Consider the following 21,783-nt stretch of genomic DNA (forward strand, 5'->3'; position numbering starts at 1 on the left):
CTGCGGCCTGGGTGCTCAGACTAGGGCTCTGCGCGTAGCGCAGCCGAAGGCGATTACACGATGGCGGTAGCAGCAGGGGCCACGGACAGTTTCGGGGCTCGTTCAATCATTGCTTGAAAGCCTACCGGCGGACGCGCACCACGCGGCAGGCAGCCAGGCACACTCTGAAGTTCATACCCGTACAACACCCGCAGCACACTACGATCAATATTCGCCCGCTAGGGCAAGTAAACGCGCTTTTTGGTTACTTTTTGTCGCTCGGACAAAAAGTGACTCGCCGGCTACGCCGGCGAAACAGCGGCGCATGCCAAGCACGACAAGCCAGCCTCCCCTAGGCCTACAGTTGCCCCCCTGCCGCCTCCCCCTTCTGTCCTATAGTGAAATCCCCGCGGTACGTGGGAACAAAACACAGGAAGACGCGCCATGACGACCTGGAAGCCGGATCCGAGCTTTTACCCATCCCCCCGCCTGGCAGCCAAGGCCCCGCCGGAGACCATTGCCTACGTGGCGATGTTCGATCCCGAGCGCAAGCAACCCGACGCCATCGCCGTGGTCGACGTGGACCCCGCGTCACCGCGCTACGCCAGCATCGTCGGCAAGGTCGCCATGCCGCATGCGGGCGATGAATTGCATCACTTCGGTTGGAATGCGTGCTCGTCGTGCCTGTGCCCGAACGCGCCGCATCCGCATATGGAACGGCGCTACCTGGTGGTACCGGGGCTGCGCTCGTCGCGCATCTACATCCTCGACACCAAACCCGATCCGCTCAAGCCGTTCCTGACCAAGGTCATCGAGCCCGAGATGCTGGCCGAGCGCACCGGCTACAGCCGCCCGCATACCGTGCACTGCGGACCGGGCGGCATCTATGTGACGGCGCTCGGCAACGCCGAGGGCAAGGGCCCCGGCGGCATCGCCATGCTCGACGCGCAGAGCTTCGACCCGCTCGGCCGCTGGGAGGTCGAGCGCGGTCCGCAGTACTTCGCCTATGACGGCTGGTGGCACCTTGGCTACGACACGCTCGTCACCAGCGAATGGGGCACGCCGGATATGGTCGAGGACGGCCTCGTGCCCGACATCCTGCTCGGCGCGCGCTACGGGCGCCGCCTGCATTTCTGGGACTTCACGCGGCGCAGGCACCTGCAGGAGATCGACTTCGGCGACGAGTACCAGCTCGTGTTCGAGCTGCGCCCGGCCCATGACCCGACCCGGGCCTATGGCTTCGTCAACTGCGTGATCAGCCTGAAGGACCTGTCGTCGTCGATCTGGACCTGGTATCGCGACAAGGACAAATGGGCCGTGCGCAAGGTCATCGAGATCCCTGCCGAAGCCGCCGATCCCGACCAGCTGCCGCCCATGCTCAAGGGCTTCAAGGCGGTGCCGCCGCTGGTGACGGACATCGACCTGTCGATGGATGACCGCTTCCTCTACGTGTCCTGCTGGGGCACGGGAGACCTGCTGCAATACGATGTGTCCGACCCCTTCGCGCCGAAGCTCACAGGCAAGGTGCGCCTTGGCGGCATCGTCTCGCGCGCCACGCATCCGGGCGCGAAGAACGGCGCGCTCAATGGCGGGCCGCAGATGGTCGAGATCAGCCGCGACGGACGCCGCATCTACTTCACCAACTCGCTGTACGGCGCGGTGGACCCGCAGTTCTATCCCGAAGGCATCGACGGCTGGATGGTGAAGCTCGATGCCGCCCCGGAAGGCGGCCTGTCCATCGATCCGAAGTTCTTCATCGACTGGCCGAAGGGCCATCGCCCGCACCAGGTGCGGCTGCAGGGCGGGGATTGCTCGTCGGATTCGTACTGCTATCCGTGATGGGTCCATCGGCCACCTTGGCAACCGCATCGGCCCAGTGGGCGGCATGGTGGCCCTGGGTCGTCATTGCCGCGCTGGGCCTGTTCCACGGCATCAACCCCGCCATGGGGTGGCTGTTCGCCGTGGCGCTGGGCCTGCACCGCCACAAGCGCAGCGTGGTGCTGCTGTCGCTGCTGCCGATCGCGCTGGGCCATGCGCTGGCGGTGGCGGTATTCGTAGCGGCGGCGCTCACGCTTGGCAGTGTGGTGGATGCAAGCCTGTTCGCGCGCGTCGGCGGGCTCGTGCTGATCGGCTGGGCCGGCTGGCACATCCTGCGTGGCCACCGCGGCCGGCCGCGCGTGGGCATGCAGGCCGGCATGGCCGGGCTCGCCTGCTGGTCGTTCCTCATGGCGGGCGTGCATGGGGCCGGGCTGATGCTGGTGCCGGCACTGATGCCGCTGTGCGCGTCGCCGCTATCGGGCCGTATCGTCGGGGGCAGCGCCGTGGCACCCGCCGTGCTGGCGCTGGGCCTGCATACCGGAGCCATGCTGCTGGCCATCTGCGCGGTGGCGCTGCTGGTCTATGACCGCGTAGGGGTGGCCTTCCTGCGCACGGGATGGATCAACCTGGACCTGGTCTGGAGCGTCGCGCTGGCGTTGTGCGGAGTGGCGCTGCTGGTGTGGTGATTGCCGGCCGCCGAACGCTCCCGCCGGGTCTCACCGCAGCAGGAACGGCAACACCGTCTCCAGCAACAACTCCGGCGCCTCCTCGGCAATGTAGTGGCCGCACGGCAGGCCGTGCCCGCTGACGCGACGCGCCACCTTGCGCCACTCGTCGAGCGGGCGGAAACATTGGCCCACGGCGCCCTGCTCGCCCCACAAGGCCAGCATCTCGCACTCGACCATGCGCCCGCCCGCCAGGTCGGCGCGATCGTGTTCCAGGTCGATGCCCGCGCTCGCGCGATAGTCCTCGCACAGGCCGTGGGCGGCGCCAGGGCTTTGCAGGCAGCGCAGGTACTCGGCCATCGCGGCCTCTGTGAACGGCGCCAGCCCGGCGCTGCGTGCGCCCATGGTGCTGCGCAGGTAAAGCGCCGGGTCGGCCTCGATCAGCGTCTCGGGAAACGGCGCGGGCCGGATCAGGAAGAACCAGTGCCAGTAGGCCGTGGCGAAGGCCAGGCTGGTCTGCTCGTACATCGCCAGCGTCGGCGCGATGTCTAGCGTGACCAGGCGTTCGATGCGTTCGCCGTGGTCCAGTGCCATGCGGTGCGCCACGCGGGCGCCGCGGTCGTGCGCCATGACGCGGAAGCGCTCGAAGCCGAGCGCTGCCATCAGCCCGACCTGGTCGCCCGCCATGGTGCGCTTGCTGTAGTTGGCGTGGCCGGGCAGCCCGGCGGGCTTGTCGCTGTCGCCGTAGCCGCGCAGGTCAGCGGCCACCACCGTGAAGTGGCGCGCGAGGGTCGCCGCGACCTTATGCCAGATCACATAGGTCTGCGGATGGCCGTGCAACAGCAGCAGCGCCGGCCCCTGACCGCCCACGACGGCGTGGATGCCGACGTCCGCGCATTGCACATGGCGATGTTCGAATCCCTTGAATCCCTCCAGCACGCATGTCTCCTTTCGTATTCAATGACCCGCAAGAGGCATTGAAGGTGAAGGCAGTGTAATCAGGAAATCGATTGCCATCGTTTCCGACGACGACGTTCATTCATTCCTGCTGCTCACGAATGCGCGCCTGCTCCGCGCCCGCGCGGGCGTTGGCACAGCGTCAGGCGACGTTGAAGAAATGCGTGCCGTCGCGCTCAAGCTGGGCGATCAGCCCGAACTCCCAGTCCAGGTAGGCCTGCATCGCGGCGGCCGCATTGTCGGTGCCTTCGTACGGGCGGCGATAGCGGTCCGTGCGCGGCACCGACAGATGGGTCTCGCCGCTTTCCACCGGCAGTCCGGCGGCCAGCCATGCGAGCGTGCCGCCTTCGAGCACGTAGATCCCGGCCTGTGTCAGCGCGCGCAAGTCCTCGGCCGCGAAGCGTGCAAGCTGGCTCGTGCCGCATGTCAGCACATAGCGGCGCGCGGGCGGAATGCGCTTTAGCGCCTGGGCAAGCTGCGCGCGGATGACAAACCACGCACCGGGGATGTGGCGCTTCACGTAATTGGCACTGGCCGTGAAGTCCAGCACGACCGTTTGTCCATCCTGCGCTTCCAGCCACGCGTTCAGCGTGGCCGGCGACACCGCCTCCACGGGCGCCGCATCGGGTGCGGGCACGCGCGGCACGCCGGTTTCGCTGCGCAGCGCCACATCGACCGGTTCCACCACCCACGCGTCCCAGCCCATCTGCGCCAGCCATGACGCGCTCATGTCGGCGCGCACGCCGTCATCGTCGGCCAGCACGATGCGCGCGCCGCGCACGGGTGCGCTGTGATCGGTCTCCTGCACGAGCTGCCCGCCCGGTGCGTTAATGAAGCCGGGCAGGTGGCCGTCGGCGAATTCCTCGGGCGTCCTCACGTCGAAACGGTAGAGCGTGCGTCCCGGCGCTTCCAGCGACTTCAATGCGGCGTGTTCAATGCGCTGCACCCCTGCACGTGCAGCGATCGCGCGTGCGCCGCGGCGTGCCTGTTCGCGATTGGCTGCGCCGATTTCCAGCGGCGCACGGCGGCTCGCGCCGTGGTCCAGCGTTTGCCCCGCCAGCGTCCAGCCGATGGTGCCGTTGCGCAGCGCCGCCACCGGGTTCGGAATGCCGGCATTGATCAGCGACTGCGTGCCGATGATGCTGCGCGTGCGGCCCGCGCAGTTGACGACGACCTGGGTCGAAGGGTTCGGCGCCAGCTCGCGCACGCGCAGCACCAGTTCGGCGCCCGGCACGCTCGTGGCCGTGGGAATGCTCATGGTCTGGTACTCGTCGAAGCGGCGCGCGTCCACCACGACCACGTCGGCGCCGCTGTCGATCAGCGCCTTGACCTCCGGCGCGGCCAGCGACGGCGTGTGCCGTTTCGCCTCCACCACTTCGCCGAAGGACTTGCTGGGCACGTTGACGTCGCGGAACACTTCGCCGCCGGCAGCGATCCACGCACCGAGCCCGCCGTCGAGCAGGTTCACATCCGAATAGCCCAGCTTTCGCAGCACGCTTGCCGCGCGCGGCGCCAGGTCAGCGTCGTCATGCTCGCCATAGATGACGATCCGCGTGTCGCGTCGGGGAATGCGCGGCCATGCTTCCAGCTCCAGTTTCGATAGCGGGAAATTGGCGGCCCAGAGCGGATGCGACTGGGCAAACGGATCTTCTTCGCGCACGTCGATCAGCGCGATCTCCTTGCGCGCGAGCAGCGCCTGGCGCACGGCCTGGCTGGTGATCAGCGGAAACTGTTCAGCGGAAGCGGTCATGATGCGGCGGAATCCTTCGAGCGGTCCCACGGATTGGGCAGGTAGGAGTTGGAGTAGCCGGAGATGAATGGCTTGCGTTCACCGGCCTCGGTATAGACACTGCGGCGCACGCCGCCGATGTTGCCGCCGTACACGTGGATGCTGATCGAGACGCGATCGTCGTACGCGTTGTGCACGCGGTGGATATCGCCCACCGTCGGCGAAACCGCCTCCACCTGTCCCGGCTCCAGCCTGGTCGGCTCGCCGTGCGCCAGCGGGCGTCCTGCGGCATCGATCACGAACGGCTGCGAATACTCGGCGCCGCGCAGCATGCCGATCAGGCCCCAGACCGTATGGTCATGGATCGGCGTGCGCTGGCCAGGGCCCCAGACAAAACTCACGACGGAAAAGCGCTCGGCCGAATCGCAGTGCAGCAGCATCTGCTGGTAGTACTCGGGATGCGGCTGCGCGAACGCATCGGGCAGCCAGTCATCGCGCGCAACCAGCCTGGCCAGCAGCACCCCGCCTTCGCGCAGGATGCGCGGCTCGTCGGGCTGCTCGTCGAGCAGGGCCGTCAGGCCGGTGATGAACTCGCGCAGCGGCGCAAGCGTTGCGCGGCCGGCAGTGGGGGATTCACTCACGCATGTCTCCTGATTGGTCATTGTCCGAGCGCCGCGCGGCCCGCCGCGAGCAGGATCGAGTCGTTCTGCGGCGTATGGATGCGGCTGCACAGCACGTCGCGGTAGTGGCGCTCCAGCGGGTTGTTGCGGCTCAGGCCGTGGTTGCCCGAAAGCTGCAGCGCCAGCTCCACCGCGCGGATTGCATTGCCCGTGACTGTGAACTTTAGCAGTCCGCTGTCGGCCGGTGTCGGCGGCGTGCCGGCATCGGTGCGCGCGGCGGCATCGTCGAGCAGCGCCTGGTTGGCATGCAGCAGCGCCGCGATCTCGCCGATCGCCTCCTGCACGCGCGGCAGCGTCGCCAGCGGCGCGCCAAGGCTGGCGGGTGTCCGTTCACGCACAAAGCCGCGGATCCAGTCGAAGCCCGCGCGGGCCACGGCGTCGTAGAGGCTGCCGAGCAGCACGACCATCCATGCCTGCTGGTCCGCGTTGGCGTCCACATCGGCCTGGCTCGCGTCTGCGGGTGCCCATGCCGAGGGCGCGCGGATATCGACGGCGTTCTCCGGCGGGATCCAGACATTGTCGAGCACGGTCTCATGGCTGCCCGATGCGCGCAGGCCCATGTGGTTCCAGTTCTCCACCACGCGGATGCCGGCCGCATCGTCCGCCGGACGCGGCACCAGAAAGACGCCCACGCGCGGCTGCGGCTCATCGGTGCGCGCCCAGACCGACAGCCAGCGCAACGCGGGGATGCCGGTGCTGTAGAGCTTGCGTCCGCTCAGGCGCCAGCCGTCGGCCACGCGCGTCGCGACCGTCGCGGGCAGGCCGCCGCGCGCGGGCGAGCCCAGGTCCGGCTCCACGCGCAGGGAATTGATCAGGCCGCCCTCTTCCACCGCGCTCGCGAACACCTGTTGGCGTACCGGCTCGGACCAGCGTGTATCCGCGCGGCCAATGGCACGGTGTTGCAGGTAGGTCATGGCGAGCACCAGCGCCGTCGCGGCGTCACCGCCGGCCACCGCGCCGATGATGCGGCGCGCCTCGGCCAGGCCGGCACCGCCGCCACCGTAGGCGCGCGGCACGGCCTGAGAGATCAGGCCGTACTGGTGCAGCAGTGCGAAGTTCTCGTGCGGAAAGCTGGCCGCGGCGTCGTGCTGCGCGGCGGTGGCCGCAAAGCGCGGCCTCAGCCCGGCGAGCACATTGCCGAGCCGCGCCTCGCTGCTGGGCAGCCGGCGCAGGGAAGACAGGGGCATGGTGGATTCCTGGCAAGGCGCGGTGCGCGAACGCGCACCGCTGGTGAACGCCGCATAGCGTAACGCCGCCGCGCCGCTTCTGAAACGACGCATCCCGCATATGGTCTGTCGTTTTTATTCGTTCGGTCTTGCCAGGAACGGGCGTAACTTGCGGCTCAGTTCCTTTGTCATTTCCTCGTTTCCTCGTTTCCTCGTTTGACTCTTTCGCACCTCGCCTTGCGCCTTGCACGCAAGCGCATCGTTGCCCCTTCCCGTCAGGAGAACCACGCATGAGCGTCGATATCATCGGCATGATCCAGAGCCAGAAGCAGTCCGAGATCCACCGCCCCACGGGCCCGGTGATCGACCGCGATTATGTCCGTGCCTTCGCCCAGGCCCACGAGCAGGCGGGCTTCGACCGCATCCTGGTTCCGCACCATTCGACCGGCCCCTCGGCGACGCTGACGATCTCCTACGCGGCCACGGTGACCGAGCGCATCCACTTCATGCTGGCCCACCGTCCCGGCTTCACTGCGCCGACGCTGGCCGCGCGCCAGATCGCCACGCTCGACCAGTTCAGCGGCGGCCGCCTCGGCGTGCACTTCATCTCGGGCGGCTCCGACGACGAGCAGAAACGCGACGGCGACTACCTGAACCATGACGAGCGCTATGCGCGCACCGACGAATACCTGGAGATCCTGCGGCGCATCTGGACCGAGGACAAGCCGTTCGACCACGAAGGCAAGTACTACCGCTTCAGCAATGGCTTCTCCGAGGTCAAGCCTGCACAGAAGCCGCATGTGCCAATCTACTTCGGCGGTGCGTCCGAAGCCGCGCTCAAGGTCGCGGGCAAGCACGCCGACGTGTACGCGCTGTGGGGCGAGTCGCTCGACCAGGTGCGCGAGCTGACCACGCGCGTGCGCGCCGAAGCGGCACAGCACGGCCGCGAGGTGCGCTTCTCGGTCTCGTTCCGCCCGGTACTCGCGCAGACCGAGGAAAAGGCATGGGCGCGCGCCGACAGCATCCTCGAGCGTACCCGCGCGCTGCGCGTGCAGCAGGGCTACAGCCGCGGCGGTCCGCAGCAGAGCGAAGGCGCGCGCCGCCTGCTTGCCGCGGCGGAGCAGGGTGACCGCGTCGACCAGCGCCTGTGGACCGCGATCGCGCGCGAGACCGGCGGCCGCTCCAATTCCACCGGACTGGTGGGGACGCCGGAGCAGGTGGCCGATGCACTGCTGCAGTACTACGACCTGGGCGTCACCACCTTCCTGATCCGCGGCTTCGATCCGCTGGAAGACGTGACCGACTACGGCCGCGAGCTGATTCCGCGCGTGCGCGAACTGGTCGCGCAGCGCGATGCAGGGCGCCAGTCGGCGCGCAAGGCAGCCTGAATCCGGCAAACAACAGGAACGGGGGAAAATCCATGAGCCAAATCGAACCGGCCGCCACGCTTGCCAGCGCGGCCAGCCACAACGCGCGCCGCCGCGGCGTGCTGCGCGCCGCGGGCGCGGCCGCAATCGCCGCGCCGGCACTGATCCTTGGCCGCCAGGCCTGGTCCGCACCGCGCAAGCTGACCTTTGCCTGGAACCAGAATTCGTTCTGCCTGACACCGGTCGTGGTGGCGCAAGAGCGCGGCTTCTTCGAGAAGAACGGGCTGCAGGTCGAGCTGATCAACTACAGCGGCTCCACCGACCAGTTGCTCGAATCGATCGCCACGGGCAAGGCCGATGCCGCGATCGGCATGATCCACCGCTGGCTCAAGCCGCTGGAAGCCGGCTTCGACGTCAAGATCATCGGCAGCTCGCACGGCGGCTGCGTGCGGCTGGTGGGCGCGAGGGCAGCGGGCGTGACCAGCCTGCAGCAGCTCAAGGGCAAGACCGTCGGCGTGAGCGACCTGGCCGCGCCGGGCAAGCACTTCTTCACCATCCTGCTGGCCAAGCACGGCATCGATCCCGACAAGGACATCACCTGGCGCCAGTATCCCGCCGACCTGCTCGGCGTGGCGGTGGACAAGGGCGAGATCCAGGCCATTGCCGACGGCGACCCCAATCTCTATCTGCTCGAAAAGCGCACCAACGGCGCCTATGTCGAACTGGCCACCAACCTGACCGGCGAGTACGCGCGCAAGGTCTGCTGCGTGGTCGGCGCGCGCGGCGAACTGGTGCGCAATGACCGCCCGGCCGCGGCATCGCTGGCGCGCGCGATCGTGCAGGCCACCGAGTTCGTCAACGAGAACCCGAACGAGGCCGCCAGGGTCTTCGCCAGGTACTCGCCCAAGATCAGTCCCGATGACCTGCGCAAGCTCTACGCCACGCTGACCTACACGCACCACCCGACCGGCCTGGACCTGCAGGAAGAGATCGGCTTCTACGCCGAGGATTTCCGCCGCATCGGCGTGCTCAAGAAGACCACCGATGCCAAACGCCTGGCGCAGCACGTCTACGCCAACGTCCTGGGGTAACGACATGACCACAAGCCAATCCGCACTCGACCCGGTGCTCGCGCGCAGCGCCGGCGCCGCCTCGGCACCGGCACGCGACGCCTGGCGGCCCTGGCGCGCAGGCATCGCCGCGGCCGGCGCCTGGGCGGCCTTCGGCGCCATCACATGGCGCTGGCCCAACCAGGTGGCGGGCTTCTCCGACTGGGCCTACACCGAGGAACTCGGCATCGCCGCAGTGTCGGTGGCCGTCGTGCTGGCGCTGCTGGCGCTTGCCGGCCGGCGGGCACCGCCGCCGCGCGGCACGCTGGCCCGGCTGCATGCCGCCGGGCCGTGGCTCGTTGCAATGGCCGTGGTGCTGTCCGCGTGGGAGATCCTGACCGCCAAGACCGCGCTCCTGCCCACGCCGTTCTTCGCGCCGCCGCAGGCGCTGATCGAAGTCTATGTCGATGACTGGCCCCGGCTTGGCGACAGCGCCCTCAACACGCTCAAGCTGCTTGGGCTCGGCGTGGCGTATGGCGGCATCGCCGGCTTCCTGATCGGCGTGTCGATCGGCTGGTCGCGCCGCATCGGCTACTGGGTGCATCCGGTCCTGCGCGTGCTGGGCCCGTTGCCTTCCACCGCGCTGCTGCCGCTGACCTTCTACTTCTTCCCGTCGAGCTACTCGGCCGCAGTGTTCCTGATCGCGCTGGCCACGGCCTTCCCCGTCGCGGTGCTGACCTGGTCCGGCGTGGCCAGCGTCAGCAAAAGCTACTACGATGTCGCGCGAACGATGGGGGCATCGGGCTGGTTCCTGGTGTTGCGCGTCGCTATCCCCGCAGCGTTGCCCCAGGTATTCGTCGGCCTGTTCATGGGCCTGGGCGCCTCGTTTTCCGTGCTGGTCACGGCCGAGATGATGGGCGTGAAGTCCGGCCTCGGCTGGTACCTGACCTGGGCACAGGGCTGGGCCTCCTACGTCAATATGTATGCCGCGCTGATCGTGATGGCGCTGCTCTTCTCCGGCGTCATCACGCTGCTGTTCACCGTGCGCGACCGCGCGCTGTCGTGGCAGAAGGGTACCGTCAAATGGTAGCCATCGCTGAACGCCCTGCCGCCGCAAGGGGGCCCGCCCCGACGCCGGCAACTGGCGCGCACATCGATATCCGCAACGTCAGCCATTGGTTCGGCAGCGGCGACAATCGCTTGCAGGTGCTGGACGGCGTGGACCTGACGGTCGAACGCGGCGAGTTCGTCGCCCTGCTCGGCCCCAGCGGGTGCGGGAAATCCACGCTGCTGCGTCTGGTCGCGGGCCTGGACAAGCCGGTCGCTGGCGAAATGCTACAGGACGGCGCGCCCATCACCGAGCCCGACCCGTCGCGCATCGTCGTGTTCCAGGACCCGACGCTGTACCCGTGGCGCCGCGTGTGGGACAACGTCGCACTCGGGCTGCAGGCACGCGGTATCGTCAGGCAGGAACGCCATCGTGTCGATGCGGCGCTCAGGCGCGTCGGCCTGGAATCGTTCGGGCGCGCCTTCCCGCACCAGCTTTCGGGCGGCATGGCGCAGCGCGTGGCGCTGGCGCGCGCGCTCGTCAACGACCCGCGCCTGCTCGTGCTCGACGAACCGCTCGGCAAGCTCGACTCGCTCACACGCCTGGCCATGCAGGGCGATCTCGTCGAGCTATGGCAGCGCGCGGGCTTCTCGGCGCTGCTGGTCACGCACGATGTGGAAGAAGCCTTGTTCCTGGCGCAGCGCGTGATCATCTTCAGCGACCGGCCGGCGAAGATCCGCGCGGAAATCGCCGTGGACCTGCCCTACCCGCGCCACCGCGGCGATCCGCGCCTGACCGCACTGCGCCACGAAGCGCTGCGCCACCTCGGACTGGATGCAAGCTGGTGATGATGTCCTGGCTTGACGGGGCGGTGCGCCCAGTGCGCCCATGAACGGCCTGCCCGCGCAGGCCTGGCTCAATACCCTGCTGGTCCTGCTCCAGAACGCCCAGCTTGCACTGCTGCGGCTCTGCCATGCACTGGGGCTCAGCGGGGACGCCCACGGCCAGCCCGCCTGGCCGTGGGCGCGGCGTATTGCGGGCGAAACGCTGCTGATCGACCTCGGCCTCGCGCGCCAGCTTGCCTGGTCGCTCGGCGCGACGGTGTTTGCGCTGGCGTTGATGACGCTTGCGATTGCATGGTGCCGCCACCGCGGTGGCCTGCTTGCCGTAGCCGCCCTGGCCCTCGTTGTGGCACCGTGGCCGTCGCCCTCGTTGCTGCTCGGCTCTGCGGCGCCGACCAGCTTCCACACCAGCCCCACGCAGTTCTCGGTCGATGCCATCGCGCTCGGCGCCACCGTCTATGCGCAGCGCTGCGCGTCCTGTCACGGCAACGACGGCCGCGGGGAGGGACCACTGGCGGCTTCCCTCAAGCGCTGGCCGCCCACGCTGGTCGGTCCGCTGCTTGCGCGGCGCGCGGATGGCGAGTTGTTCTGGCATGTCGTGAACGGCATGCGGGACGCGAATGGCGAGCCCACCATGCCCGCGTTTGGCGCGACGCTGAGCGACGCGGACACGTGGGCGGTGCTCGATTATATGAAGGCGCTGGCCGCGGGCAGCGGCGCTGCCGCCAACGGCAGCTGGCCGGTGCCGTTGCCATTGCCCGATACCCTGGTGCAATGCGGCGCGGATGCGTTGCCCCTTCCGCTGGCGCAGTGGCGTGGCGGGCAGCGGGTGCGCGTGGTGGCGTTCAATGGAGACCCGGCTTCGCTGCCGATGCAGGATCCGCGGTTCCAGACCTTGCTGCTGACGCGCGATGGCACCTTGCCTGCCGGCTTGCCGCGCTTTCGTACCAACTGCGTGGCGGTGTCCAAGCAGGCGTGGGCCGTCTATGCGCAGATCGCCGGCGTGCCCGCCAACCGGCTGGGCGGGACGGAGTTGCTGGCGGACCGCGGCGGCTGGCTGCGGGCGCGCGGTACGCCGGGCACGAGGGGGTGGTCGGATACGGACATAGTTTGCCGGTCAGGCGCCGCGGCCGGGACACCGCGCGAAGCGCCGCGCGCCGATGGGCTCACGGCGCTGCTCCTGCGCATGGATGAGGAACCGGTCAGGTTTGTGAAGGGAGGCTTTGTTCACTGAGGCTGAGGCTGAAGCCGTGTACCGGCGCGCTCGGCCGGGAAATGACCGGCTGAGCCGCCGGCGCACTGCCTGCGCCAGTCGGTCGCGCTGCAGCCAAACGCGGCGCGGAACCAGTGGCTGAAACTGCTCGGCGTGGAGAAGCCCAGCAAGCCGGCCACTTCGCCGACCGGCTGGTCGCTTTCCTTCAGGTGGCGCATCACCAGTTCCATGCGGACCTGGTCGAGCAGCGATGAAAACGTCAGTCCTTCGGCGCTGAGGTAGCGGTGCAGCGTGCGGCGGTCGACGCGCAACCGGTGCGCCAGTTGCTCTGCCGTGCAACGGCCGGATGGAAGCAAGGAGAGGATCAGCTCGCGGCACGATTCACGCACGCCTTCATCGCGGTGCCGCAGTGCGGCCTCGAGGTAGTCCCGCGCAAAGCGCGCGGCGCCCGGGTCGCCCGGCGTGCGCGGCATCTGCAGGTCGGCCGCCATGCAGACCATGCCGTTGAACGACTGGTTGAACTTCGGCAGCGTGCCAAAGAACGCACGGTGCGCCGCCGCGTCGGCCGGTGCGCGATGCGTAAAACAAACCTCGACCGGCTGCCACCGGGGCCCGATCAGCTCGCGCATGATGCGGAACTTCACGCCCACGGCGAGTTCCATCGCCTGCCGCGTGGACAACCCCGGGCTCGGCAGCAGATCCTCGCGAATGACGACGGTATGCCCGTTGTCGTCGATGTGCGTGACCAGCGTGGCGCTGAGCAGCTTCAGGTAGCGGCACAAGGTGTCGAGCGCCTGCCGCGGCGTCGGCTCTTCCCTCAGCACCAGGCTGATGGGCCCCAGGTTCGAGAACGACCGCTGCGCGACCAGCCGCAGCGCGAAGTCTTCCAGGCCGGTGGCGCGCGCGGTGAGTTCCAGCAGCTCGCGCACGGCATGGCTGGGAATCAGTTGCTCCGGATTCTCCAGCAGCCCGGCCGACAGCCCTACCGCGCGCAGGTAGGCGTGGGGATCGTGCCCGAGCGACGCCACCAGCTCGATGTAGCCGTTCAGGCTGGCGCTGCGAATCAGCTTGCCGACGGATTGCATGGCTCCCCCGATTGGCTCCGCCCGGGGGCGGAGCGTGACGTCACGTTCGCTGTGCCGGTCGCCCTCAGTCCGGAGTGAAATTGATCGAGCGCAGCAGCTTGCCCTGGCGTTCGGACGATTCACGCGCGTCCCTGGCAAGCTCTTCGCTTGTGGCCGCCGAGCCGATCTCCATGCCGAGCTCTTCGATCTTCTTCTGGACAGCGGGCGATTGCATGACCTTGAGCGTCGCTTCGCGAAGCCTGGCGAGCACGGCAGGCGGTACGCCCGGCGCGGACCAGAGTCCCATCCAGCTCACCTCCTTGAGGTCCGGAAAGCCGAGCTCGGCAAACGTGGGCACGTCAGGCAGCGCCGGGATCCGCTTCGGGTAGGCGATCGCGAACGCCTTGAGCTGCCCCGACTTGATGAACGGCAGCGAGGTGGCCGGGCCGTCGAACATGAGCGGGACGTGGCCCCCCATCACGTCCTGCAGCGCGGGCGGCGACCCCTTGTAGCTCACGGCACCTGCCGTCAGGCCCGCCAGCCGGTTGAACTGCACGCCGATGGTATGGCCGCGCAGGCCGGCACCAAAGTTCGCGTAGTCGACCTTGCCGGGGTTCGCCTTGATGTAGGTGATCAGCTCGCCGAGGTTCCTGGCGGGCAGGCTTGGCTTGCCGACCAGGATGAGCCCCTGCCGGGTCAGCTGCGCCACGGGCACGAGGTCCTTGAACGGGTCATAGGTGACCTTCATGACCTGGGGCACTTCCGAGACGATACCCTTCTGGACCAGCAGGAAAGTGTACCCGTCCCGCGGCGCGGACAGCAGGCCATGCACGCCGATGGTCCCCGCCGCGCCGGCCTTGTTGTCGACGATCAGGGTCTGTCCGAGCGGGCGCTGCAGCTCATGGGCGAAGAGCCGCGCCAGGATGTCGGCGGTGCCGCCCGGCGGCGCTGCCACGATGATCCGCACGGGCTTGGTCGGCCACTCCGCGGCATTCGCGGCTTGCGCGGCCGGCAGCAAGGGAACAGAGGCAATCATCAGTGCCAGCGCCTGGCGGGCAAACTTCGGGAAAGGCTTCATCGCGGTTCCTTAGGGGGGTCTCTTGGTCCGTGGCATCGCTGGACGCCTTGGCCTGGCTCTGATATGGCCGTCAGGAACATTCTGTGGGCGCGCGCAGCCGCCCGCTTTGCATCGCGCGACAGAAATGTGCAGATCGTGACAGCGGGCACTCCGCCCGGCCCCTGTTTCCCGGCGCGGCGCCGGTCCGCGTGCGCATGTGGCGCCCGCGACGCCCGCGCCCGGCCTGTCCCAACTAGACAAATGCATGTCCCGGATCGACAAGCGGTCGCGGCGGGCGCGCCACATACTCAGTGGACCGGATCACAGCCGGAAACATGGAGACCAGCGCATCGGGCCGACACGGCCGTCTCCTGAACCGACCACAGCATTCCCCTGGAGACACAGCATGAACTTTCTCGACGGCCACCTGTTCCCCGAGAACCAGCAGCCCCTGATCATCACCGCGGCGCCCTACGCCCCGGGCTGGCTGCCTTCGGACTTCCCCGAAGACATTCCGGTCACCATGGAAGCACAAATCCAGAAGGCCGTGGATTGCTACAACGCCGGCGCCACGGTGCTGCACCTGCATGTGCGCGAACTGGACGGCAAGGGCAGCAAGCGGCTGTCCATGTTCAACGAGCTGATCGCCGGCGTGCGCAAGGCCGTGCCGGAGATGATCATCCAGGTCGGCGGCTCGATCTCGTTTGCCCCCGAGAACGAGGGCCAGGCCGCCAAGTGGCTGTCGGACGACACCCGCCACATGCTGGCCGAACTCGAACCCACGCCCGACCAGGTCACGGTGACGGTCAACACCTCGCAGATGAACGTGACCGACCACGCGGAAGACGCCGACTTCCGCGGCACCTCGCGCGAGAACCCGGCCATCTTCGAGGCCTACAAGGAAATGACCGTGCCCGCGCAGCCCGGGTGGGTGGAGGAGCACGTCCGCCGCCTGACCGCCAAGGGCATCCAGAGCGCCTTCCAGTGCTACAACACCAACAGCTTCGAGTCGGTGGAACGCCTGATGCGCCGCGGCTTCTACAAGGGCCCGCTGGTGATGAACTGGGTGGCAATCGGCGGCGGCATGGACACGCCCAATATCTACAGCCTGGGCAACTTCATGCGCGGCGTGCCCGATGGCGCGGTGGTGACGGTGGAAAGCAATGTGCGCAATGTGCTGCCGGTCAACATGATGGGCATTGCCATGGGCTTGCATGTGCGCTGCGGCATCGAAGACGGCATCTGGAACCAGAAGCGCACTGCCAAGCAGAGCACGGTGAAGCAGATCGAACAGCTGGTGCGCATCTCGCACGAGTTCGGCCGCGAGATCGCCACGGCCAAGGAGGCGCGCGAGATCAGCAAGATCGGCGTGTTCTACGACACCGTGGAAGAGTCGCTGCAGGCAAATGGCTTCGCGCCCAACCGCAACGGCGGCAACCAGGGCTTCCTGCGCAAGACACAGTGATTCCGCAGCGGCTCCGTGCGCCGGCCTCTCCTGCTAGGTGTTTACGATGAATCCTATATAGGAGGATTGACACGGCACGGGTGCGTGCATACCTTCAGAGCCGGTGACACAGCGCCAGAGCGCGGCACCGGAATTGCCAAGCATCCGCCCCCAAGCCGTCATGAGCACCCTGATTCGCAGCGCCCTCCTGGTCAAGTATTCCGAGATTGCCCGAACCATTGGCGTCGACCCGGAGCGCATGATCCACCACGTCGGCGCCGACCGGTCATGCATCGTCTCGCCCGACCTGCATGTCCCGGAGCCATGGCTCGCGAAGGTGCTGGATTCCACCGCGCAGTCGTCCGGCTGCGCCGCGGTCGGCCTGCTGATGGCCGAGTCGTGGCGGCTGTCCGACTTCGGCCCCATCAGCCTGCTGTTGCAGCACCAGCCGACGCTGCGGCATGCGCTGGGCCAGCTCGAGACCTATCGCCACCTGCTGAGCGAATCCGTATTCGTCCATGTGGAGGAAATCGGCGATACGGCCATAGTCCGGCAGCAGCTGATCACGGAGCGGCCGGTTCCGGGGCGCCAGCCGGTCGAGCTTTCCGTTGGCGCACTGCTGTGCCTGATGAAGTCGATGCTGGGCGGGGCGTGGAAGCCGCGCAGCGTGCATTTTTCGCATGCCGCGCCGGCCAGTCTCCACATCCACCACCGGCTGTTCGGGGCCAGGGTCGAGTTCGGCAGCGACTTCGACGGCATCGTCATCGACCGGCGGGACCTCGACCGGCCCAATCCGCTCGGCGACGTGAATCTCGCGCGCTACGCCCGGGAATTCCTCGAACAGAACCCGCTCGGGCGTCAGCTTTCCACGGCCTCCAATGTCCGCCGCGCGGTCCACATGCTCCTGCCGCGCGGACAGGGCAGCATCGATCATGTCGGCCAGCAGCTCGGCATGAGTCCGCGCACGCTGCAGCGTCGGCTCGAGCAGGAAGGCCTGGAGTTCTCGTCGCTGGTGAATGAAGTCCGGCGTGGGCTGGCCTGCCGCTATCTGGGCGACAGCCGTTATCCGGTGTCGCAGGTGGCCATGCTGGTGGGGTTCGCCGAGGTCAGTACCTTCTCGCGCTGGTTCAGCGCGCAGTTCGGCACGCCGCCGACGCGCTGGCGCGCCGAGCAGAGCCGCTGAAATCCCGGTATCGGTATCGCTCCGGCGCTGGCAACGCAGCCAGCTGGCGCGATCCGCCAAGTTGTGGCGCCACCCGTCAAGCACTGCGGCCTGGAACTGCCGAGAATCGCTGTCAACCGAGTGAAGCAAAAGGAGACAGCATGAAAGCGGCACAAGTGATTCCGGGCGCCGACGGCGGCCGCATCGAGGTGCGGGATATCCCCGTTCCGCAGCCGGGCCCCGAAGATGTGCTGGTCCGGGTTCGTGCCTCCGGCCTCAACTACGGCGAGCTCAAGTACATGGGGGAACACCGGGCCGGCAACCCGATGACCGCTGGCGTCGAGTTCGCCGGCGAAGTCGTCAGCGTCGGCGAGAAGGTCAGGGACTGGCGCGAGGGTGACCGCGTCATGGGCCATGGCCGCGGCTGCCACGCGCAGTTCGTGATCGCGGCGCCGCTGGCGCTGATGCCGGTGCCCGACGATGTGTCATGGGTCGATGCGGCGGCATTCCCTAATGTGTTCATCACCGCCCACGACGCGCTCGTGAGCAATGGCGAGCTGAAGGCGGGCGAATCGGTGTTCATCAACGGCGCCTCGGGCGGCGTGGGCATGGCCGCAATCATGGTCGCGTCGGCGCTCGGCGCGCGGCCGGTGATCGCGTCCTCGCGGTCGGCGGAAAAGCTCGAACGCCTCGCCAGGTTCGGCGTGGACGTCGGCGTCAATGCGTCGCGCGATGCGCAGGTCGACGCCATCATGGCAGCCACCGACAAGCGCGGCGTGGACATCATCATCGACACCATCGGCGGGACCGTCTTCGAAGACCATATCAAGAGCCTCGCGGTGAAAGGACGCCTCGTCAATATCGCCCGGCTTGGCGGCGGCGCCACCGCCCAGGTCGATATCAACCGGCTCTGGCTGAATCGCCTGAAGCTGATCGGCGTCACGTTCCGCACGCGTACCGAGCAGGAGCGTATCGCGTGCATCCAGGCGTGCGCGCGCGACCTGCTGCCCTCGTTCCGCGGCGGCAAGCTGCGCCTGCCGATCGACAAGACCTTCCCCATGGATGCGATTGGCGACGCCTACGCCTATATCGCGAGCAGCCAGCACATGGGCAAGATCGTGCTCACCGCTGACTGACAGCGGACGTCTCAACCGGTCACCAGCCTCGGTTCCCCCCCGACAGTCGAATCCAGCGCAGCAGGCTGCATCGCCCGACCGCGATGCCTGTCGCTTCCAACGTTCAAGGAGTGGTCATTATGCAAATCAATCAACTTACCTGCTCGATCGGCGCCGAACTGACTGGCGTGAGCCTGGCCGACGTCGCGCGCGACGATTCGCTCTTTGCGGAAATCAAGGCGCTGCTGTTGAAGCACCGAGTGCTGTTCTTCCGCGACCAGGACATCACGCGCGACGAGCATGTCGCGTTCGCGCGGCGTTTCGGTGACCTGGAAGACCACCCCGTCAACAATACGGTGCCGGGCTATCCGGGACTGATCGAGATCTACAAGAGCGAAAAGCGCGACCACTTCGAGAACACCTACCACAGCGATGCCTCGTGGCGCGCGAGCCCGCCCAAGGGTGCGGTGCTGCGCTGCATCTCGTGCCCCGACGTCGGTGGCGACACCATCTGGGTGAATATGGTTGAGGCGTACAAGCACCTTCCCGAAGAGATCAAGCAGAAGATTGCGCACCTGCGTGCCAAGCACGGCATCGAGCATTCGTTTGGCGCGATCATGACCACGGAGGAGAGAGAGGAGCTGGTACGCAAGAACCCGCTCGTCGATCATCCTGTCGTCAGGACCCATCCGGAAACCGGCGAGAAAATCCTGTACGTGACGCCGTTCTCGACCCACTTCATCAACTACCACACGCCGGAGAATGTGCGCTTCGGACAGGACAAGACGCCGGGTGCAAGCCTGCTGCTGAACTACCTGCTCAGCCAGGCCGCGATTCCGGAGTACCAGGTGCGCTTCCGCTGGCGGCCCAATAGCGTGGCGATCTGGGACAACGTCGCCACGCAGCACTATGCGGTCAGTGATTATTGGCCGGCGCCGCGCCGGATGGAGCGCGCGACGATCATGGGGGACCGGCCGTTCTGATTGCGGCAGATGGCCGGCTCGGCCGGCCAGCACCGTTGTCTCGTCGATCGCCATACATTGGTTTCGCAGACTGCATTACCATCCATACCTTTCCCAGAAATCCTGGTACATCCCGCCCAGGCTCAGTCCTTCCGCGATCACGCCCAGTGCAATCAGCACCACGGTAATCAAGGGATAGGCCCACCATGCCATGAACATGTCATCGGTGTTCCCCTTGACCTGGAACAGGTCCAGCATAAACGCACCCGCAGCGAGCGCGATCAGCGTGACGGCCCACATCATGCCGAAAATTTGCGGCGCGGATGCGTAGGCGGGACCTGCCACCTGCGGAGCCACCACATGCAGGGTGGCGCCGGGGTTGCCGGGTGTGGCGATCAACTGCGCACCTTGTCCGTGGTGGTGCATTTGCGCGGCCAGTGCGGCTGGCAGCCACTGACTGACGTGCCCCGCTTTGCCGAGACATCGGTCGATATCTTGTATCCCCAAGTTCAACTCAGTATCACTGGCCGCCGTCGTCACCGCGTGCCGCATCCGCTTGTCTAACCCACTGAACCAGAAGTGTTTGAGACGCTTCGGTGGCGTCTGCCCGGCGCGCAACAGCGTTGTCAGCGCGGTGTCAAGCTCATCGGCATCGGCCGAGATGGGACGATACCAGTAGCCCTGCGGCTTCGTTCGCCCCAGCACATCCGGGTGGCACACCAGCAATGCCAGCGCCAGTTCCGAACAATCCGGCTCCATTTTCCCTTCGTGCAATTGACAGGCCAGGACAAGCAGACTTCCCGATAGCGCCTTGTCATCCTTCCACAGGTGACGCACAGACGCCGGATCCTTGCCTGAGTCCCACAACAGATTCGACGGCGACAACTCCAGCTTGCGCATGACGCGCTGCAACTCCTCCAAGTCGGCTTCCCGTTCGGTTTGCAGGACGACGCGGAGATTCCCTGCCCGTTGCAACGGCTTCACTGTTTGCACCAGCGGTTGGAGCAGCAGGCCCAGCACGTGGGCCAGTTGGCTCGTGCCCGCGGGCACCGCCAGCTTCAGCGGCAATATCTTGTCGGGATTGGTCGGGGCACTGCCCTCAAGTCCGAGCATGCGCTCCGCGATGTCTTCCTCCGCAGCAAGCACCACGCTTCCCACCACCGCCACGCACTTTTGCGCCCACCTGTGCCAATAGCATTCGCGCTCTTCGCAAAGGTTGTTCCACGCGTAGGTTCTCCAGGCGGGCCTTTCAAACGAGAAGTAATAAAACAAACTGAGAACGACAAAAGACGCGTATGCGGCCGGAAACAACAAGGTCATGTAAAAGTCGAACGTGCCAGCCGGCTTTCCCTTGGGCCATGCGTCGATCACGATCAGAGCGGTGATCGCCTGAATCACCACATAGATGATGAGATAGGGCCAAATGCCGGGCCAGGCAACTTCCGGTCGCTTGCTCGGCACGGGACAGAACCACGGCGATGTCATCTGATCTTGACTCCCGAGTATCGCGGCAGCACGACGCTGCCGCATTGCGAACGGCAGCCCGTGACGACCAGCGGGCGGCCCTCGTCGCTCATGCCTTCACCGCCCTCGGTGAGCGGGTTGTCACCGTGGATGGGGCAGGAGACGATGTCGCCGACGCGCGCCGCGCGGCGTCCGTCGAGGATGAAGGTGGATGAGGCGGTCTTGACGCGGCCACCGTGGGTGGTGGGGTTATCCAGCAGGGCAGGTTCTTTCATTTATTGGGTGGCAGATTGTTGGGGCGGATGGAATCGTCACAGGACAGGTATTCCTGACCTGAGGGTGTGTGCAGGCCCTTGAGGTAGTCCGGACGGTCAGAGGCGCGAAAACGGTCGCCCTTGATTCCTGGCGGCAGTTCCTTTCTCAGGTCGACACCGGGAATGAGCGGATACTGCTCAACAGAGTAGTCCCCTGATCCCCACTTCTTCGCGATGTAGATGCGATCCTCGGTGGCTGCAACGATATAGTTGGCCGAATCCCGATATGGCCTCCATGTATTGCGCATGTAATAAGTGCCCAGGAACGAGCGCCCGCCATCTGTCGGGTAAATGAACGAGATATTGCATCCCTTGTCGGGACAGGATTCTTCGGGAGGGAATGAAGAAGGAATCACAATGTAGCGACCGGAAGGATCGGCATTAATCAGTCGCCCTTGATAATTCTCGATGCTGTCTTCTCCCAGTTCGGTACGAATGCCTTGTCGCGTGTCGTTGTAGTACGTGGTGCCATGATGGCAGTCCGCATAGTTCTCCAGCGAGACAAAGCGGTGGTCATCGATCCGATAGATCACCTGCGGCGGCACGTCGTAGCGCCGCTCAATCTCCGGCGGATTCGCATTCTTTACGGCACACCCGGCGATCATTAGCATGGCGACGGCGCCTAGGATGTTTGTGCGCATCAGTGTCTCTCCCGCTTTTCCCGTTCGGCCTGTGCCCGCGCGATGGC

At 66.8% G+C, this 21,783-nt stretch carries 20 protein-coding genes; 11 read left to right on the plus strand and 9 right to left on the minus strand.

Annotated elements, in window-relative coordinates:
• Window positions 1-423 precede the first annotated feature (423 nt).
• On the plus strand, window positions 424-1,818 hold the full coding sequence (locus AC3FNH_RS23760; RefSeq protein ID WP_276102363.1) for a selenium-binding family protein: 1,395 nt from the start codon (window positions 424-426) through the stop codon (window positions 1,816-1,818).
• A 17-nt stretch (window positions 1,819-1,835) separates the two neighbouring features.
• Complete coding sequence (locus AC3FNH_RS23765) at window positions 1,836-2,483, plus strand: hypothetical protein (RefSeq protein WP_346348619.1); 648 nt, start codon at window positions 1,836-1,838, stop codon at window positions 2,481-2,483.
• Window positions 2,484-2,513: 30 nt separating this feature from the next.
• Here the strand turns inward: AC3FNH_RS23765 and AC3FNH_RS23770 are convergent, their stop codons facing one another.
• The 4 genes from AC3FNH_RS23770 to AC3FNH_RS23785 form a co-directional block, all read right to left on the minus strand.
• Window positions 2,514-3,398, minus strand: a complete 885-nt coding sequence (locus AC3FNH_RS23770) for an alpha/beta fold hydrolase (RefSeq protein WP_488721840.1) — start codon at window positions 3,396-3,398, stop codon at window positions 2,514-2,516.
• A gap of 163 nt (window positions 3,399-3,561) precedes the next feature.
• Entirely contained in the window at window positions 3,562-5,169 is a 1,608-nt protein-coding gene (locus AC3FNH_RS23775) for a rhodanese-related sulfurtransferase (protein ID WP_488721767.1), read from the minus strand.
• Window positions 5,166-5,810, minus strand: coding sequence for a cysteine dioxygenase family protein (locus tag AC3FNH_RS23780; RefSeq protein WP_488721768.1), 645 nt, complete (start codon window positions 5,808-5,810; stop codon window positions 5,166-5,168). Before AC3FNH_RS23780 ends, AC3FNH_RS23775 begins: the two co-directional genes overlap by 4 nt.
• Window positions 5,807-7,015: an acyl-CoA dehydrogenase family protein gene (locus tag AC3FNH_RS23785; RefSeq protein ID WP_488721769.1), complete on the minus strand. Its 1,209-nt coding sequence runs from the start codon at window positions 7,013-7,015 to the stop codon at window positions 5,807-5,809. Before AC3FNH_RS23785 ends, AC3FNH_RS23780 begins: the two co-directional genes overlap by 4 nt.
• 269 nt (window positions 7,016-7,284) lie before the next feature.
• Here AC3FNH_RS23785 and AC3FNH_RS23790 point away from each other — a divergent pair, with 269 nt between their 5' ends.
• The 5 genes from AC3FNH_RS23790 to AC3FNH_RS23810 are packed head-to-tail and all read left to right on the plus strand — an operon-like array spanning window position 7,285 to window position 12,534.
• Window positions 7,285-8,382: an LLM class flavin-dependent oxidoreductase gene (locus AC3FNH_RS23790; protein WP_488721770.1), complete on the plus strand. Its 1,098-nt coding sequence runs from the start codon at window positions 7,285-7,287 to the stop codon at window positions 8,380-8,382.
• 32 nt (window positions 8,383-8,414) lie between these two features.
• On the plus strand, window positions 8,415-9,452 hold the full coding sequence (locus AC3FNH_RS23795; protein ID WP_488721771.1) for an ABC transporter substrate-binding protein: 1,038 nt from the start codon (window positions 8,415-8,417) through the stop codon (window positions 9,450-9,452).
• Window positions 9,453-9,456: 4 nt separating this feature from the next.
• Window positions 9,457-10,500, plus strand: a complete 1,044-nt coding sequence (locus tag AC3FNH_RS23800) for an ABC transporter permease (protein WP_488721772.1) — start codon at window positions 9,457-9,459, stop codon at window positions 10,498-10,500.
• Window positions 10,494-11,306 carry an ABC transporter ATP-binding protein gene (locus tag AC3FNH_RS23805; protein ID WP_488721773.1) on the plus strand — a complete coding sequence of 271 codons (813 nt, stop codon included), beginning with the start codon at window positions 10,494-10,496 and terminating at the stop codon, window positions 11,304-11,306. Before AC3FNH_RS23800 ends, AC3FNH_RS23805 begins: the two co-directional genes overlap by 7 nt.
• 40 nt (window positions 11,307-11,346) lie before the next feature.
• Window positions 11,347-12,534, plus strand: a complete 1,188-nt coding sequence (locus AC3FNH_RS23810; protein WP_488721774.1) for a c-type cytochrome — start codon at window positions 11,347-11,349, stop codon at window positions 12,532-12,534.
• Here AC3FNH_RS23810 and AC3FNH_RS23815 read toward each other — a convergent pair.
• Entirely contained in the window at window positions 12,528-13,598 is a 1,071-nt protein-coding gene (locus AC3FNH_RS23815) for an AraC family transcriptional regulator (RefSeq protein WP_488721775.1), read from the minus strand. The genes AC3FNH_RS23810 and AC3FNH_RS23815 overlap by 7 nt on opposite strands.
• A 64-nt stretch (window positions 13,599-13,662) precedes the next feature.
• Window positions 13,663-14,655, minus strand: coding sequence for a tripartite tricarboxylate transporter substrate binding protein (locus tag AC3FNH_RS23820; RefSeq protein WP_488721776.1), 993 nt, complete (start codon window positions 14,653-14,655; stop codon window positions 13,663-13,665).
• Between the two features lie 385 nt (window positions 14,656-15,040).
• Between AC3FNH_RS23820 and AC3FNH_RS23825 the strand changes: the two genes are divergently transcribed.
• From AC3FNH_RS23825 to AC3FNH_RS23840, 4 genes are all read left to right on the plus strand, one after another.
• Window positions 15,041-16,099 carry a beta-keto acid cleavage family enzyme gene (locus tag AC3FNH_RS23825; RefSeq protein WP_276102375.1) on the plus strand — a complete coding sequence of 353 codons (1,059 nt, stop codon included), beginning with the start codon at window positions 15,041-15,043 and terminating at the stop codon, window positions 16,097-16,099.
• Between the two features lie 160 nt (window positions 16,100-16,259).
• The gene (locus tag AC3FNH_RS23830; RefSeq protein WP_276102376.1) at window positions 16,260-17,261 is read left to right on the plus strand and encodes an AraC family transcriptional regulator; all 1,002 of its coding nucleotides are present in this window, start codon (window positions 16,260-16,262) and stop codon (window positions 17,259-17,261) included.
• A 140-nt stretch (window positions 17,262-17,401) separates the two neighbouring features.
• Window positions 17,402-18,376: a quinone oxidoreductase family protein gene (locus tag AC3FNH_RS23835; protein ID WP_488721777.1), complete on the plus strand. Its 975-nt coding sequence runs from the start codon at window positions 17,402-17,404 to the stop codon at window positions 18,374-18,376.
• Between the two features lie 119 nt (window positions 18,377-18,495).
• Window positions 18,496-19,338 carry a TauD/TfdA dioxygenase family protein gene (locus tag AC3FNH_RS23840; protein ID WP_488721778.1) on the plus strand — a complete coding sequence of 281 codons (843 nt, stop codon included), beginning with the start codon at window positions 18,496-18,498 and terminating at the stop codon, window positions 19,336-19,338.
• Window positions 19,339-19,413: 75 nt separating this feature from the next.
• Here the strand turns inward: AC3FNH_RS23840 and AC3FNH_RS23845 are convergent, their stop codons facing one another.
• From AC3FNH_RS23845 to AC3FNH_RS23855, 3 genes are read right to left on the minus strand one after another with little or no spacing between them, the layout of a single operon-like run.
• A complete protein-coding gene (locus AC3FNH_RS23845; protein ID WP_488721779.1) occupies window positions 19,414-20,802 on the minus strand; it encodes a hypothetical protein in 1,389 nt (462 codons plus the stop codon).
• The gene (locus AC3FNH_RS23850; RefSeq protein ID WP_488721780.1) at window positions 20,799-21,056 is read right to left on the minus strand and encodes a PAAR domain-containing protein; all 258 of its coding nucleotides are present in this window, start codon (window positions 21,054-21,056) and stop codon (window positions 20,799-20,801) included. The genes AC3FNH_RS23845 and AC3FNH_RS23850 overlap by 4 nt, the downstream gene beginning before the upstream one ends.
• The gene (locus AC3FNH_RS23855; protein ID WP_488721781.1) at window positions 21,053-21,736 is read right to left on the minus strand and encodes a T6SS immunity protein Tli3 family protein; all 684 of its coding nucleotides are present in this window, start codon (window positions 21,734-21,736) and stop codon (window positions 21,053-21,055) included. The genes AC3FNH_RS23850 and AC3FNH_RS23855 overlap by 4 nt, the downstream gene beginning before the upstream one ends.
• Window positions 21,737-21,783: the final 47 nt, after the last annotated feature.

It is taken from the genome of Cupriavidus sp. 22TCCZM01-5, assembly GCF_057798915.1.